We start from the raw sequence: 15601 nt of genomic DNA, 5'->3' as shown, positions 1-15601 counted from the left end.
TTTTCTGGATTTAAAACAACCATACCTATAACCGGGTTATTATGAATGTACTTTAACAAGAAAACAGCCACATTATAAGTGACTGTTTTGATATATAGGGATGTTTTACAGGTTACAAATTCATGCTATCGTGAGTGATACCCCTATACATCAAGAATATCTGATTTATTGTTTTGAGTCGATAAATTTAATAGCCATAATGACGTTCTTATCTTTTGTTAGATCTTCAAAATTGTGTTGTTTTATAACTTCTATATCAGGAATAATAGTCTTAGTAAATTTAGCAGATCTATCTGTTCCATAACTTTCTGTAATTGCAGCCTTTGTATCATATGGTAATTCATACAAGTCATTTGCAGTCGTACTCCCATAACTTTCTTCTCCAATCACAATAGTATTTTTACGACCTCTAAAACCCAAAACTACAAATTCTCCTGCGCTGTTTGTCATAATTCCTGATATTAGAGCAACAGGAACTTGTGATTTTGGTTTTGAGTTTGGTTTTACAGCTGTATTTATTTTGTGATTTTTATATAAAGTACCATTATAAATGCTGGTAAGGATTTTTACATTTTTATCAATATCCAGGGACAGGTGAGTGGTACCATTTCCTAATAAGTGATACAACCCGGCAAGCATTACATTAGAATTACCACCAATATTTAAACGAAGATCAATTATCCAGCCCTTAATGTTGTGTGATTGATCTACTTTTGTAATGGCATCATAAATTTCTTGAGCAGCTTTATTTAACTCTTCTCTCGTAGCATCTTTTAACAGCATTCCTGGTATAAATACATAGCCATATTTCTTATCAATAACTTTTGCTTCAAAGGGTTTTCCATTTTCATAAGCATCTGCAAGGCTTTGATTAAATTGTTCTTGAGATAATTGTTTGCCAAGTGTGCTTTTATACCAATCTTTTTCTGAAAAAAGAAGTAGATGATTTCCTTTAATGGTATCAAATAGTTGTACTGTAGTTTTTAAAGACTCTTCGAAGGATTTACTTTTTAAGGCTTTCTTTTTTATATAAGGTTTCAGACCTAACCAATCTATATCTTTAGTATGCAAGTAGTTTTCTTCCAGCTCTTCAAAGAGCTTGTCATAAAATGTATTAATACTGTCTTTAACTGTTACATTTTCGCCTTGACTATACGTGTTTAATGAGAAAAGTAAAAGACACATAGTAATACCTGCAAAGATTGATTTCATAATGTTATTTTTTAATTTATGAAAACAAAACTAAAGGCAATCCTACCGTTTTTTAAGAAAAATAGCAGAAAGGATGTCCAGAAAAAAAATACTGGACATATTAATTTTTAAGACTTGCTTTGTATTGGGAAGGGGTTAAACCGGTAAATTTCTTAAAAACAGCATTAAATGAAGATTTCGAGCTAAAACCAGCATTTTCGGCTATGGCTAATAATGTGTACTTTTTTTGATCTTCGGTTTTTAAAAGTGTTTTAACTTTTTCAATTCTAAACCGATTGATATACTCCGAGAACGACATTTCGAATGATTCATAAATAAATACCGATAATTCTTTTTCATTTGTTTCAATTAGATATGCTAAGTCTGATAGTTTTAAATTTTTATTTTTAAAAACCTCCTCCACTTTCATATAATGTTCAAGTTTTTGAGCCAATATACTAGGTGTTTTATCTTCAATTGAATTTTGCTTTTTAAGTGTAAACGTATTGAATAAATAGTTTGATTTTGTAAGCGACTCGAATCCTACCCAATAAATATATATTGAATTTAAAATTAAAATAATTGAATAAACTATTCCATTATATAGATCACCTACGATATGCACAATTACGGCTAATATTATGTTTAAAATTATGACAACTATAAATACGTATGAAAATTTTAAGAACCATTCCCAATTTTTTTGAGAAACTTTTGTTCCTCTTATTTGGGTTTTGTACCTCGTTAAAAATTTTATTGCCAGGCTTACTAAAAGAAGGTTGAAAATTAAATAAACGTATTCGTTATAGGTAAAGAACCCTGCTTTATATACATTCCAAAAAATATCTTTATCTAAACCTGTATGAAGTTTTATATACCAATATGTTCGTAATAGACCATAAAAAAAAGCGGGTAAGAATAGAAGGTAATCATATTTTGAAACGATTTTTTCTTCTTTAGATAGTTGACTTTTTATAAAAAAATAAAAACCAACTGCAATAAGATACTTATATGGAAAAGGGAAAGAGGTTAAAGGAATAAATCCCAAGTTTGAAATCTTCATATACATTAATGCATATGTGAAATTAAAAAAGGATAATGAGAATAAAAAAAGAGTAAAATTATTGAATGCTTTTTTATTGTCTTTTTTTTTGAAATATAAATACAAACAAAGTAAAAACCCTTGTATGGCTCCAAAAAGAACAATTATAGCAATTATATTTAGCATTCAACGGTGTTTTTTAAGACTATTAACTATTTGTAATCCCGGTAGCACAGATTTGCAATCCGCACTATTAAAACTTCAAAAATAAATTTAAAACAACAATTTCTAATTCATGATCTAAATCTGCATAATTTCTGGCAGAACTAAAAATATAATCCTCTGGATTTAAAACAATCGTATCTATAACTATAAACATACCATAATATAAAAACAGTCACTTATAGTGTGACTGTTTTTATATTATGGTATGTTTTACAGGTTACAAATCTGTGCCATCGAGTATAGTAGTTAGCGTTTTAGTTTTCATTTTTCGAACTAATAGCAGATAATCCAAAGAAAAGTAACCTCCTCCACTTATTAATAAACTGGTGTAGGTAATTAAATACACAAAACTTTTTTCTTGAAAAATAAAATCTTTCCCTCCATTAATCACCCAGGTAGCTACAATCATGGTAATAATTAGTGGGATACAATTCCATCTTGTAAGCAACCCAAATAGTAAAAACAAAGAACAAAAGAATTCGGCGAATACAACAAGACTTAAACTCGCAACGGTACCCACTCCTAAGGGATCTGCAAATTCTGTACTAAATTCATTGAAGTTTATAAATCTTGGGTACCCATGTAGATAAATCATTGAAAATGTGACTCCAAACCTTAATAGAAGTAAACTAAAACTGACACTTTTTTCAGAGACAGTCCAAATCGATTTGTTTAAAAATGACAGTGATTTCATACCTTAATCTTTAAACTTTTGAAGTATAATATTTCTTCTACCTCTTAAAACATTATTTTCATCTTTTGTTAAGGTTACAATATTTGAAAACCCTCCGCTTCTCTCGATTTTCTTTTTATATTCAGTTACTCTAGGGTCGTCAGAAAACCACAGTCCGGTCAACCAATACTCGGGATAGCCGGGACCTTCTATACTATAGTGGATGTGAGCAGGCTCTCCATCATGACTGTGATAGGGGGCAGGGCGTATGGTCTCAAACTCATATCTGCCATTTGAATCTGTTTTCATCCACCCCCTCAGATATCCATGGTATTTACCATTTCCTTTTTCATTTCCTCTTTTGGGATACACCCCTTTATTGTTGGTATGATGAACGTAAACGATAATATCTTTTGCCCGAGTTTTACCATCGGGAAAATATACCATTCCAGAAATAATAAGTTTGTCTCCTGGTTCTTCTTTAGGAGGGATAATGGTCCTCCATGAAACATCTTTTGGAACTTCGAAAGTTCCACACCAATTACAATCTTTTTGATTGGTGTTCTCTGAGGTGATTTTCGTTTTTAAATTCGTGTTATACTTTTTGACAGATTGCGAACAAGCATTTAGAGTTAAGAAAATACCGACGATGTATATTGCTACTGTGTCTTTCATATTCATCATTTTTTTAAATTTTAATGAATTTCAAAAGTCAAAAAAATATAATGTGTTGAAAAGGCAACTATCTGCAAATAGGCTAACTGGAGTGGTTTTTAAGCTTAGTGGTTCAACAATTCATTCCAATTCTGTCGATAATGTCTGCTAAACCTAATAGATTGTCCATTTGTTAGAATTCCATCATAATCACCATTCTTTCGAGATTTCAATTCTCTTATATGATTTTTATTAATAATTGCTGAACGATGTACCCTAAGAAAGATTTGAGGATCTAATAATTTTTCAAGTTTTTTTAAACTCTCATCATGCAGGAATTTTTGATTACTAGAATATACCATTGTATAGGGCCTGTCAGTTTTGATGAATAGAATTGTACAAGGATCAATCTTTATTCTACGATTACCATTTTTAACAGTAATGGTCTTATTGATCTTTTGATTTTGGAAGTGCTTATTTAACTGTTTTTTCCTTTTAAGGTAATCAAAAACAAAAGGACTAAATAAATAGATAATTACCGTTATATGTAATTGATTTGAGACTGCATTTTTAAGTATTGTTAAAAAACGATGAGGTACTAAATAGATAAGATTACTCCCTAAAATAAAAATTGAAGTAAAAATAAATATATGCACAACACTAAATAAAAGTCCTGTGCCTATAGAATACATTACTTTGCTAGTTAATGATTTGAATTGAACTTTATTGTAAAAAGAATTTGCAATTTTTATAAATGGAATAAATAAAAGCCAATAGATATTATAGAGCATAGTATCGGACCAATAAAACCCAGTTGGTTTAATTCTGGAGAAAACGTAGTCTTGAAAAATTGCCAACCCATAAAGTACAACACAAAATACAATCAATGTTCCAAAATTGGGATGTAGGAGTTTGCTGATTGTTTTTTTAAATTCCCGTGTTCTCATCTTTTTTTAATTACTACCAACAACATAATGTGTGCAATAGTACCAGTATACCCGTTTGTAAATATTTGTATTTATTATGTATTATACAATAAAGATATCATGAAATATCTAAAACAAAAACATATATATAAACCCGATGGCACGGATTTACAATCTGTGTTTTTTATTTTCCAATAATCGTTTAAAACCATAATTTATAATTAAAAGTTACTCCACTTAATAATCGAGAATTCTTCTAAATTTTCGACAATTTTTTCTTTAATTTTTAACATTTTTATTTTATCGACTATTTTTAATTCGACATTCAATTCGTCTAGTTCTTTTATACAGTTTTTAATCTTTACTTTATGTATTGGAGATTCAGTTTTTGTGCTAACATAATAACCAGCGATTTTATCTATTAATTTGAAATTTTGTTTTTTAAATTGATATTTATAAAGAATACAGTTTTGTATGCTTGATTTCCAATTTTCAGGTACAATTATAATTGACTTTCTATTTTGAATTTCTTCCAAGGGTAATAGTTCTTTTAAGATAGAAGATTGCCCCATATTGATACAAATTCTTGGACAATTTCTAGGCAATAAATAATTATGGAGTTTTTGCTCTGAAATAGCCCAGACATACAACATTTTGTTATTCCATTGTTTCTTTGAAATTCTAGGATTAAATTTTTCAATGTTTTCTTCTTCACTAATATGGAATAATCTTAACATTTAGAATTCATATTTTTAGTTAATTTGAATTATAACGAGGTTTATTTGTATCTCATGACGCCCAACAACATTATATATCTCGATAGCACGGATTGCAAATCTGTGCTATTAAAACTTGAAAATAAATTTAAAACAATCGTATCTATAACTCGATTATTGTTAATGTACTTTAACAAAAAAGCAATCACAATATAAGTGACTATTTTAATATTTTGGGTATGCTTCACAGATTACAAATTTGCGCTATCAGGTTTCGTTCTTATTTAATCAATTTCTAAATATGTTGTCGCAGATTTATGTATGCTAAATACGAATGGTATGTATGAATTGAAACAAAAAGTATTGATGCTAAAATATAAATCAAACTTACCCTTGGAATAAGAATAATTGATTGTGTGCCAATCATTGCAATTCCAATAAAAATAAAGATGGTTGTATATGCAGGAGCCATAAACCCAATTAAACTTCTGCTCCATAAACTGTCACTAAAGTAAATTTGTAAAATCCAAGATAAAAAATAAATTAAAAGAGCAGCTAGGTAAACTACTAATCCTATTTTTTGAGTTTTAGATTGAAAAGAAAGTACCATTAATAGAGGGAAAAGAAAGACAATTACTCTTAGAATATTTTCAGTTATATTTAGCCAAAACGGAATATCATCCCAAATATCTTTAGATGTATAGCCTTTGGGTAGATATTTATAAAGAGCTATATTCCATATAAATAAGGGCAATACAAGTAAAAAGCAATTAAGTAAATACTTAGACATTTTTTTAGGTTTAACTTCTGTTCATTTTGTCAACTGTTCAAACACTTTATCATATTTATTATCCAGATACGCTGATGTTTGTTGTCATAAATTTTCCTCAAAACACTAAAAAAGCATTGCGTTTACATAGTGTTAGCTGTTGGCTTTTATCTTATTCTTTGGTCTAAATGGCTTTATAACATCTTCATTACATTCTAAAAATGGTCCATCCATTAAATCTATACAATATGGAATAGCTGGAAAAACGGCACTCAAACACTCTCTTATCGATTTTGGTTTTCCAGGAAGATTAATTATTAAACTTGATTTTCTCAGGCCGGCAGTTTGTCTTGAGAGGATGGCAGTAGGGACATATTTTAATGATTCTGCTCTCATAAGCTCTCCAAATCCAGGCATCATGCGATCACATACGGCTTCAGTAGCTTCTGGTGTAACATCTCTTTTAGAAGGTCCTGTACCTCCTGTCGTAATTACTAAACAGCAATTTTGATTATCAACCATATCAATGATTGTTTTTTCTATCAAATCTTGTTCATCCGGAATAATTTCGTACAAATCTGTCCATTCAGAATTCAAATATTCATTTAGAGTATCTATAATTGCTTTTCCACTCTCATCTTCATAAACTCCAGCGCTAGCTCTATCACTAACTGTTATAATTCCTATTTTGGTTTTCAACATATCTTTACTATAAGTTTCTTTGTTTATAATTATGGGTTAAATAAACCCTGTTTTAATAGGGTTTATACTTTGTTGTAGCGTGTTTAAGTTCATTTTTATTCTGTTGTAACAGGCTAGTTTTGATTGCTTTTTCAAGTAGTTTGGGTTCACTCCCAGGGCCTATAGTTAGAAGTTTTGATCCTGTTATTGGTACTCCATTAAAAGGTCTAACAAGTACTTCACCACTTGGAGTTCGTTCAAAATAAGTGTACTCTTCTTTATTTCCAATTTGAGTACAACCTTTCACACGTAGGATACTTTTTGGAAGTACATTACAAATATCATAAATGCAATTTGAATTCGGTAAATTTGGTAGATCAGTAGAGCAGGAAGACCAATGCGCTTTAAGGTGTTCAAACTTTTGAGCATTGTTTTTAGATGGCGAGAGTTTAGGAAGAAGTGAAACATCAACCTTATCCATGTTTATAATTTCTGCTAATGGGTTAAGTTTATGTAGTTCATTAACTACAAAGGTTAACCTGTCTAATGGTATATTTTCAATATGTGTTAATACAATCAAAGAAGATACCTGAATCTGATTTGCTTCAAGTTCATTATGTTCTCCTCTTTTTTGCCAATTTTTAACATCAACAACCGATATTTGAACAGGGGGGAGAAATCGATCGTTGAGACCAACTCCAAGAAAGCTCATGAGTGAACAGGCATCAGAAGTACCGTTAGCTTCAATAAGCGTAATTCCATTAGTTCGCTTAGGAATTCTATTCACAAAATCTCTAAGTTCATTTATGCCACTACAACAAATACAACTGCCACTAAGTGCCTTGACTTGTTTAGGTTCTATTTGTTCGATAAATTGTTGGGCATCAAGATTTGCATTTTCATAATCATTAAGAATAATAAAAGGCTTCCAACCTTTGTCAATATAGCCGATCATCAAGTGTTTTAATAATGTGGTTTTTCCTGCTCCCAAAAAACCAACAACTGTAATAATAGCTTCCATGTCTTTTCTGTACGTGCTTTTAAATTCAAAATAAATTTAAAACAACAATTTCTAATTTATGATCTAAATCTGAATAATTTCTAACAGAACTAAAAATATAATCCTCTGGATTTAAAACAATCGTATCTATAATTGGATTATTATAAATGTACTTTAACAAAAAAACAGTCACATTATAAGTGACTGTTTTGATGTTTTGGTATGTTTTATGGGTTACGACTCCGCACTATCTGGGTTATTTTTGTATATAGCCTTTAAGTCATAATGTAACTTTGTAAGCTTACTATTATTAAGTGAAAACAAATTACTGCCGAGCTCTTCAATCTCTTTATTATTTTCTAAAATAATTAATCTAAGTTTAATTATAATAACGAATACTTTTTTTGCATTTTCTGATTTCAATTCTGATTTTAATGATTGAAAATTAATCTTTTTAGTTTTTGTTGAGTACAAGGATTCTTTAATAATTTCAATCATTTTCTGTGAATTATGGACATTTATTTCTTTTATTTTAGAGCTTGTCAGTCCGTTTATTATAAGTGCAAGACTGAGTAGTGGTCCTGCAAATGTCCAGATATCAGGGAAAATTTCATTTTTAAATAAGTAAACAAAAAAAGATAACAAACTGATTCCTAATAAAAGTTTTATTATAAGTAATCCTTTTATTGGCGCATTATAGGTATAAATGTTTTTCAAATTTAATAGATTTTCATAATTAAAGCTAACGTTAATATATGTGTCGTAGCAGGGCAAATTGTTACCTTGCTTTCGATGTTTTCTGTACATTGGGTGCTAATTTTCTTTTGCTGAAAAGCATTGTGTCTTACCAAAATATAACAACCATTTGATTAATCGCTTAGCTGCTATGACATCAAATATCGTGTTGTGAGCAAGCTTCGATAATACGGATTTGTAATCCGTACATTTAAATTCAAATTTATTACTTAGTATCGTTACGCCAAACCAAAGTAAATACAAGTTAAAGCTATTGTGTTAAAAAAACCATGTACAGCAATAACAAACCACAAATCGTATTTACGCAAGTAGAATATCAGGGCTATGAGTGCTCCGGTAATCCAAGTAACAAGTTGTCCTGTAATGCCTTGTTGCCAATGCATGAAACCAAAAAAACCAGTAACTAGGACAATATTAAATACTATACTGATTTTGCTTTCTCCAAAGAATTTTACAAATTGTCGCATAAAATAACCACGAAAGATTATTTCTTCTCCAAATCCTGAAGTAGCCCACACTATTAATAAAGTAAGCAATAAGGTAGGAAGATTTCCTTTTAATTGATCAAAACTTGAATAATCTATAGGAACTCCAGTTAGTTTTGTAATTACAGGAACCAATGCAAAGGCATAAAAAACAAAGAGCGCTAGTGCAACTAATGGGGCAAGTACTAAGATGTTTTTGATCGTAAATTTTTCGCGTTGAAACCCAAGTTCTGAAAATGCTTTTCCTTTATATTCTATAGCACTTGCTATAAAAATTACTATTGAAGAAACGATAAGCGTTAGAAAATCTAAATTAATTGGTCCAAACCATAAAAAGAGGATGATTGCAATGGTAATTAACGGAATTAATATTTGTCGTAAGGTGATTTTGTTCATTGTTTTTTGATTTTAAATTCTAAACGAAGTAATGAACAAAATCTCTGAAAACCCCTTTAAATACTTATGTTTTTACTGGATGGTCGTAAATTATAACTGAATAGTCGGTAGTTTTTGGTATCTTTTATTGAAACCAATTTATAAATGCTTTTCGCTTGTAGCGACTGATAGTAATTTCAGCAATCTCATCGTTTTTAATGAAAGCTTTTAACCGAATACGCAACTTGCCATTTTCGATCCTCTCAATTTGATCTACAGCATCTTTGTGAATGATAATTTGGCGATTGGCTCTAAAAAACAATTGATCGTTTATTTTTTCTTCGAGCTCATTCAATGTAAAATCGGTGTTAATTGTTGTACCATCATTTTGAACAGTATACACAATTTTGTTTTCACTGTAAAAGCACGCAATATTTTCATAGGTAAGCTTCATCATTTTCGCGCCGTTGTCAATAGTTATTTCAGCATCTTTTATGGATAACCTATATAAATTGTATATATCTTGAGCATACAATAAACCTATGAGAATAAAACACAATAATAAGGTGATTAGTAAACCAATTAATAAATAATAGAATATTGTCTGTCCGCCTACAACTTTATCTATAATAATATTTACAGGAATATACATGATCGTAATATATCCTAGAGTAGAAATCATAAACCATATGATAGTGACAATTTCTACCTTTTTAGAGAAATGTTTTTTCTTGTAAAATTTAAAATTTAGATCTGCTATGATTCCAATGAGAATAGATAAAACAATAGTCGACAGAAAACCTTCTATGGGAAATCTATACGATTCACTATATAGAAAACTATCACGCGTTGCTAAATGATTTACCACTAAAGAGAAAATCGTCAATACAATTGCTTTTTGCAACCAACGCCATGCAGAACTACTGATAAATGTATGCCATACTGTTTTTACTGCATTTCTTGTGGGTTGGGTCATACTCATGAATTAGAAGCTCTTTTTTTGTCAGCTTCAAAAGTAAAGAATAATTTCTCTATAGAATTTTTGTCAAGAAAATTAGTCATCATTCATTTTAGTATTTTTATTAAACTCGATGACGCAGACTTGTAATCCGTGTTTCTAAAACTTCAAAATAAATTTAAACCAATCGTATCTATAATTGGATTATTGTGAATGTATTCTAACAAAAAACAGTCACATTATAAGTGACTGTTTTGATATTTTAGTATGTTTCACGGATTGCAAATACTTGCCATTAGGTTGCAAATCCAAGCTATTGAGTTATCCTTTCGTTATTTTTTAAATACGATTGGGAAACCCTTGTTAGAAATCATTTCAAACTCATTCTTTGCTTGTTTTTTAAAAGTTATAGTTTCATTATTTCTCTCAATGAAAAAAGTATTCTGGTTAATTGGCATTAATGGTAATAATCCGAATCTTTTGCTTTCTAAGTATAGTTTGCCTTCTTTTTCTACTATAATTTTGACCTTTTTAGAAGGGGATGAGTGATATGTCCCGGCATATTCTCTTAAGAGTGTTTTGTTTGGATAATTCTTATTAAAATATTCGGAATTTAGTAACATTGACGCGATTCTGATTGGTGCGCTATATGATAATCCAACATCATATTTACAATACCCACAATTTCTTAAATGCGCAATAAAAAGTTTTGATTCTGGAAAATACAATACTATTGAACCGTAACCCCAACCTAAACCATCGTGTAGTATAAAATTATGTCCATTTAAGCTCCCTGTAAATACGCCATATCCATTTCCGGCATAGGTACCATCATTGTATTTAACAGGCGTAATTAGTTTTTCTACATTATGTTTACTTATTATTTTGTAATTCATTAGAGCTTCATACCAAATTGATAAATCTTTAACTGTCGACATAAGTCCACCTGCTGAGTAAAAATAAGAATCATCACTGTCTATTTTTCTAATTTGATAATCATTTTGGTTAAACGAATCGTATCCAATTGCTCTATTTTTTATGACTTTGGTAGAGCTTTCTAAAAAAGTATTGTTCATTTTTAGCCGAGTAAAGAAAACCTCTTTTAGATATGCTTCATAGGTTTTATTACTAACAAGTTCGATAATGTATCCCAGTAATTGATAGGCTACATTGTTATAATCAAATTTATTTCCTGGTCTTGCATCAAACTTTTCTTTTTTGAAATATTCAAGAATAAAATTAGAGTCATTTTCATTTCTATTTTTAATTGCTCTTTTAAAGTCATTACGTTGCTTTTGATCGTTCTTATATTCCATACCCGAACTATGAGATAACAAATGCCCAATAGTAATATCTTTTCCCTCTTTTGGAAAGTTGGGTACAAATTTCGAGACTTTATTATGTAAAGAAATTTTTCCTTTTTCTATTAATGTAAAGATTGCTACTGCGGTGAATGGTTTAGTAACAGATGCAATATTGAAGACATTATTTAATTGCATATCTACATCTAATTCAAGGTTGCTCTTTCCAAGTGCTGCCGAAGCGATGTGTTTTCCATTTTGCGTTACAAGAAAAGTTCCTCCTGGTTCATCAGCAGGAAAAAATGACAAAATCTCGGCAATTTTTTTACCACTTATTTTAATTTTTAGGCTTTGTTCTTTTTCTATTTTTTTGCTTTGAGAACTGCAGGGTAGAGAAAAAAGGCATAGCGTAATTAGAATAATTAATTTGTAAGGTTTCATAATTGTAAAAATATTTTTACCTCAAAAAACAACTATAAAACTGAGTTATACGACCGAATAATTTATTCGAACTCTTTTTTTTGAAACTTTTTTCTGTACACGGTAGGTGTAATTCCTGTTGCTTTTTTAAAAGCGGTATTAAATGAAGATTTAGAGTTATATCCTACTTGGTATAAAATTTCGAGTATTGTAAGTTTTGATTGTGATGTGTCTTCTAATATTTTTTTTGCTTTATTTATTCTATACGTATTTATAAATTCATAAAAGTTCAAATTCAATTGCGTATTTATTAAAATCGAAAGATCTCTTTCTTCCATTTGCATTTGGTTGGCCAAACTCTTAATGGTTAAATCTGAATCTAAATAAGGTTCTTTTTCTGACATAAACTCTTTAAGTTTTGCTTTTTGACTATTCCAGACGTCTATTTCAGGATTAATTTTTTCTGTTTTTAATATAGATGCCAATTGTAAGTTTGAAGAAATTCCTCTAAATAATTTAGGGGCATTTAATGCTTTAAAAATTAGCCAACAAGTAAAGCCCAGCATTATTAAAGAAGTAGAGAGTCTTAAAATAGAGATAAAACCAAAATGATCCCCAAAGCGATATATGTTTTTTACGAGTGCAAAAATGAATAAAAGCAAACACATCATATTCATTTGAAACAACCATTTATAATTTGTGTTTGTACTTTTAGAATAGTTTTCGAATACTAGTTTTTTATATCTAGCAAGTAAAACAAAAGTAATTATGATGTAAAATAAATTTTGAAGATGTGCTAAGGTATAGGATAATTTACCTTCTAATGTATGTGTATAATTTTTATAGAATAAAAGCTGTTCACTTTCATTTGCCAAATAAAAATTTGGAAGTAATACTGCTGTACTAACAATAAATGGAAGTAATGCTATAAGATGTTTTGATGAGAGTTTAAAATCGGAATAGATTACTGATAAAGTAAATAAGAAAAGTAACGGAGCTTGAAAAAATGCTCCAATATCCATCCTTAAAATATCAAGAACTGGTGTTAATTTTAAAAAAACAAAAGTAGAAGGAAATATATCAACAGTTCTCACCATTAAAAAAAAAGCTAGAAAAATATTACCTATTTTATTCTTTGATTTTAGATAGAGTAAGAAGAATGCGAAAAATAGTGATGTAAAAATTAGTAGAATATTCGTGTAATGAAGGAGTAAATCAGTATTCATAAATTAGAAAAATAGATTATAAATTCATGCTCTGATAATGATTTTTATTAGGTCATTTTGTTTTTTAAGTCCACTCGCTCATGAAGTATTCTGATCACTTCAATTCTTTATGCCGAAAGTATTTGATAGAATATTATATGTTTTCTGACTTAAATCCAAGAAGGTTTCTAGCTATTCAAGTCATCTATGGCTTCTTGTCTTAAGATAACTTTAGCCATTTTTTCTTTTCTCGGCTTTTAATCTTTTTAAGTTTTCGTCAAAGTCAAAATCTTCGACTAATGGACTATTAAGTCCTTCTTGTATTGCATTTCGTAAAGCAATTACCTTACTTTCTTCATTTTCTAAGAGTCGAAGTCCAGCACGTACCACTTCACTTACGTTTTTATAACGCCCTGTCGATATTTGGTTTTGAATGAATTGGTCAAAATAATTTCCGAGTGATATTGATGTATTTTTACTCATTTTAGCATTATTTATTTCAAAAATACCAAAAATTGGTAAAAAGCACAAATCTGCTGATTGCCAGACTCGAAAAGCGGATTTGTAATCCGTGTTTTTAAAACTTCAAAATAAATTTAAGAAGATCGTATCAATAGTTGGATTATTGTGAATGTATGATAACAAAAAAACAGTCACATTATAAGTGACTATTTTAATATTTTAGTATGTTTTACGGATTACAAATCCGCGCTATCGAGTTTTTCATAATTAAAGCCAACGTTCCGGCTAAAAAGCGTTGCTGTCCTTAAGGGTAGCTATGATTTTTTAACCATTGTTAATAACTATCAGGTTTTTGAGTTTTACAATTTGTTTCCCACATAATCCGTTTGGGCTCCAATATCCTTTCCATCGCTTGCTCTACCTTTCCCCGGCGAATCCATCTGTAATTCATAATCTTCAGGATTCATAAGGGGATCTGAAAATTGAGGTATTCCGGCTATTGAATTCATATCTTGATTACCTGGAACAGATTGGGCTTTCCATTGCTCAAGTGTGTATACTTCGGATTGATAGTAAATATTTCCTCCGTATAGTTGATAATCCGTAGTGTTGGTATTCGTATTCGTTTTATACCGAAGTAATTCAAGATTACCGACAATCACATTATTTTTAATGGTAGCATTGACAACTGGATCGTTTCCATTTTGGATTTTTAAATCTGTCAAAAAAGTGTTGTGTGAGATGAAGTGCCCATCAGGCTGTTCGGAACCGCCTCCGTTGGATATTTCTACACTGCTTCCAAAAATATTGTCGGTAATTTCAAATATTCCTCCTTCAACCCTTCCGGCAAAAAAACAAGACTCGCCAGTTGCTGTTTCCGGCTGATAGTTATACCGAATGTGAATGTCGGCTGGACCATTATTTGGTTGATTAGAATGTTTGTAATAAAGAGGTCTTGGGGCATTTGTTATCCTATTATTTTCGATTCGCAAATGTGTAACGCGAAACGCAATGATTGCAGCTGTATTGCCGTGGACACCATCACTCGTTGTTCCTGGACCTGTAAAATTAGAATTAAACACTCCAAAGTAGTTAGCATTGTAATTGACGGCCTGAAAAAAACCATGATTATCACCACCTGTACCCGTCATTTTTCCTTCAATATTCCGTATAGTATGGTGATTGGTTGGAAGATCCTCCCCAATATTGATCCCTTGGGTACCAGTCATTTTAAAACCATACCAAAGCCAATTTTGTTGTCCATCTATTTCTACTCTAGCATTTAAGGTTAACGTTGCAGGAGTCGACAAAGCAGGATCACTCCTAATGTATGCAAATTGTGACGATGTTCCAGGACCGGACCCATAAAATTTAGTATCGATAAAAGAGTCGACAGTAATGTCAGATGCTATATTTAAGCAGTACCAAGTATCTGAGGCAGCTAGTTCTTGTAGTGCCTTGTCAAAAGTGGCCCAAGGAGTGCTTTCTAAGCCATCGTTGGTATCACTTGCATTGGCTCCTCCTACAAACCTTTGATCTGAAATTGGAATTTCACCACTGGGTATAGTAGGGTAGTTTTCATCGGAATAGATTACAAATTCCTTATCAACTGGTTCCATTTCCTCAGGATTTGATTCATCTTTCTCAGAGCATGAGGCTAAGAATAATAACGAAGACACTAATAAAAGTGTAATAATCTTTGCTAAAGGTTGCATTTGTGTTTTTTTAACTAGATATTTTCTATAATAATTGTACCCAACGT

The 15601-nt window shown here is 30.4% G+C and carries 16 protein-coding genes; all 16 read right to left on the bottom strand.

Annotated features, from left to right (window positions below; translation table 11 throughout):
• Nucleotides 1-165 precede the first annotated feature (165 nt).
• Entirely contained in the window at nucleotides 166-1212 is a 1047-nt protein-coding gene (locus ATO12_RS10495) for a S41 family peptidase (protein WP_034241711.1), read from the bottom strand.
• A gap of 100 nt (nucleotides 1213-1312) precedes the next feature.
• Nucleotides 1313-2419 (bottom strand): helix-turn-helix domain-containing protein, encoded by a 1107-nt coding sequence (locus ATO12_RS10490; protein ID WP_034241708.1) that lies wholly within the window; start codon nucleotides 2417-2419, stop codon nucleotides 1313-1315.
• A gap of 256 nt (nucleotides 2420-2675) precedes the next feature.
• Complete coding sequence (locus ATO12_RS10485) at nucleotides 2676-3152, bottom strand: DoxX family protein (protein ID WP_081802032.1); 477 nt, start codon at nucleotides 3150-3152, stop codon at nucleotides 2676-2678.
• 3 nt (nucleotides 3153-3155) lie between these two features.
• Nucleotides 3156-3806, bottom strand: coding sequence for a dioxygenase family protein (locus ATO12_RS10480; RefSeq protein ID WP_165583364.1), 651 nt, complete (start codon nucleotides 3804-3806; stop codon nucleotides 3156-3158).
• Nucleotides 3807-3910: 104 nt separating this feature from the next.
• On the bottom strand, nucleotides 3911-4732 hold the full coding sequence (locus ATO12_RS10475; protein ID WP_034241706.1) for a LytR/AlgR family response regulator transcription factor: 822 nt from the start codon (nucleotides 4730-4732) through the stop codon (nucleotides 3911-3913).
• Nucleotides 4733-4932: 200 nt separating this feature from the next.
• A complete protein-coding gene (locus ATO12_RS10470) occupies nucleotides 4933-5448 on the bottom strand; it encodes a DUF6886 family protein (protein WP_034241704.1) in 516 nt (171 codons plus the stop codon).
• Between the two features lie 274 nt (nucleotides 5449-5722).
• Nucleotides 5723-6217: a hypothetical protein gene (locus tag ATO12_RS10465; protein ID WP_034241702.1), complete on the bottom strand. Its 495-nt coding sequence runs from the start codon at nucleotides 6215-6217 to the stop codon at nucleotides 5723-5725.
• Nucleotides 6218-6349: 132 nt separating this feature from the next.
• Nucleotides 6350-6898 carry a molybdopterin adenylyltransferase gene (mog, locus tag ATO12_RS10460; protein WP_034241700.1) on the bottom strand — a complete coding sequence of 183 codons (549 nt, stop codon included), beginning with the start codon at nucleotides 6896-6898 and terminating at the stop codon, nucleotides 6350-6352.
• Nucleotides 6899-6950: 52 nt separating this feature from the next.
• Nucleotides 6951-7898: a GTP-binding protein gene (locus ATO12_RS10455; protein WP_034241697.1), complete on the bottom strand. Its 948-nt coding sequence runs from the start codon at nucleotides 7896-7898 to the stop codon at nucleotides 6951-6953.
• Between the two features lie 213 nt (nucleotides 7899-8111).
• Nucleotides 8112-8594 carry a hypothetical protein gene (locus ATO12_RS10450; protein ID WP_131248811.1) on the bottom strand — a complete coding sequence of 161 codons (483 nt, stop codon included), beginning with the start codon at nucleotides 8592-8594 and terminating at the stop codon, nucleotides 8112-8114.
• A gap of 257 nt (nucleotides 8595-8851) precedes the next feature.
• On the bottom strand, nucleotides 8852-9514 hold the full coding sequence (locus ATO12_RS10445; RefSeq protein ID WP_034241693.1) for a CPBP family intramembrane glutamic endopeptidase: 663 nt from the start codon (nucleotides 9512-9514) through the stop codon (nucleotides 8852-8854).
• Nucleotides 9515-9638: 124 nt separating this feature from the next.
• The gene (locus tag ATO12_RS10440) at nucleotides 9639-10475 is read right to left on the bottom strand and encodes a LytR/AlgR family response regulator transcription factor (protein ID WP_034241691.1); all 837 of its coding nucleotides are present in this window, start codon (nucleotides 10473-10475) and stop codon (nucleotides 9639-9641) included.
• Between the two features lie 308 nt (nucleotides 10476-10783).
• Nucleotides 10784-12193: a serine hydrolase domain-containing protein gene (locus ATO12_RS24795; protein WP_051575738.1), complete on the bottom strand. Its 1410-nt coding sequence runs from the start codon at nucleotides 12191-12193 to the stop codon at nucleotides 10784-10786.
• 62 nt (nucleotides 12194-12255) lie between these two features.
• Nucleotides 12256-13269 (bottom strand): helix-turn-helix domain-containing protein, encoded by a 1014-nt coding sequence (locus ATO12_RS10430; RefSeq protein ID WP_051575737.1) that lies wholly within the window; start codon nucleotides 13267-13269, stop codon nucleotides 12256-12258.
• Nucleotides 13270-13608: 339 nt separating this feature from the next.
• A complete protein-coding gene (locus ATO12_RS10425; protein ID WP_034241688.1) occupies nucleotides 13609-13860 on the bottom strand; it encodes a type II toxin-antitoxin system ParD family antitoxin in 252 nt (83 codons plus the stop codon).
• A 338-nt stretch (nucleotides 13861-14198) separates the two neighbouring features.
• The gene (locus ATO12_RS10420; protein WP_034241686.1) at nucleotides 14199-15554 is read right to left on the bottom strand and encodes a hypothetical protein; all 1356 of its coding nucleotides are present in this window, start codon (nucleotides 15552-15554) and stop codon (nucleotides 14199-14201) included.
• Nucleotides 15555-15601: the final 47 nt, after the last annotated feature.

It is taken from the genome of Aquimarina atlantica (genome assembly GCF_000626715.1).
In the GTDB taxonomy this organism is placed as follows: domain Bacteria; phylum Bacteroidota; class Bacteroidia; order Flavobacteriales; family Flavobacteriaceae; genus Aquimarina; species Aquimarina atlantica.
The sequence above is the reverse complement of the archived record's forward strand: the minus strand, read 5'-3'. Positions and strand labels throughout refer to the sequence as shown.

Excerpts from the sequence above, each read along its gene's own strand:
- ATO12_RS10495 (WP_034241711.1), bottom strand. The coding sequence starts at position 1,212 with ATGAAATCAATCTTTGCAGGTATTACTATGTGTCTTTTACTTTTCTCA.
- ATO12_RS10490 (WP_034241708.1), bottom strand. The coding sequence starts at position 2,419 with ATGCTAAATATAATTGCTATAATTGTTCTTTTTGGAGCCATACAAGGG.
- ATO12_RS10485 (WP_081802032.1), bottom strand. The coding sequence starts at position 3,152 with ATGAAATCACTGTCATTTTTAAACAAATCGATTTGGACTGTCTCTGAA.
- ATO12_RS10480 (WP_165583364.1), bottom strand. The coding sequence starts at position 3,806 with ATGAAAGACACAGTAGCAATATACATCGTCGGTATTTTCTTAACTCTA.
- ATO12_RS10475 (WP_034241706.1), bottom strand. The coding sequence starts at position 4,732 with ATGAGAACACGGGAATTTAAAAAAACAATCAGCAAACTCCTACATCCC.
- ATO12_RS10470 (WP_034241704.1), bottom strand. The coding sequence starts at position 5,448 with ATGTTAAGATTATTCCATATTAGTGAAGAAGAAAACATTGAAAAATTT.
- ATO12_RS10465 (WP_034241702.1), bottom strand. The coding sequence starts at position 6,217 with ATGTCTAAGTATTTACTTAATTGCTTTTTACTTGTATTGCCCTTATTT.
- mog (WP_034241700.1), bottom strand. The coding sequence starts at position 6,898 with ATGTTGAAAACCAAAATAGGAATTATAACAGTTAGTGATAGAGCTAGC.
- ATO12_RS10455 (WP_034241697.1), bottom strand. The coding sequence starts at position 7,898 with ATGGAAGCTATTATTACAGTTGTTGGTTTTTTGGGAGCAGGAAAAACC.
- ATO12_RS10445 (WP_034241693.1), bottom strand. The coding sequence starts at position 9,514 with ATGAACAAAATCACCTTACGACAAATATTAATTCCGTTAATTACCATT.
- ATO12_RS10440 (WP_034241691.1), bottom strand. The coding sequence starts at position 10,475 with ATGAGTATGACCCAACCCACAAGAAATGCAGTAAAAACAGTATGGCAT.
- ATO12_RS24795 (WP_051575738.1), bottom strand. The coding sequence starts at position 12,193 with ATGAAACCTTACAAATTAATTATTCTAATTACGCTATGCCTTTTTTCT.
- ATO12_RS10430 (WP_051575737.1), bottom strand. The coding sequence starts at position 13,269 with ATGGTGAGAACTGTTGATATATTTCCTTCTACTTTTGTTTTTTTAAAA.
- ATO12_RS10425 (WP_034241688.1), bottom strand. The coding sequence starts at position 13,860 with ATGAGTAAAAATACATCAATATCACTCGGAAATTATTTTGACCAATTC.
- ATO12_RS10420 (WP_034241686.1), bottom strand. The coding sequence starts at position 15,554 with ATGCAACCTTTAGCAAAGATTATTACACTTTTATTAGTGTCTTCGTTA.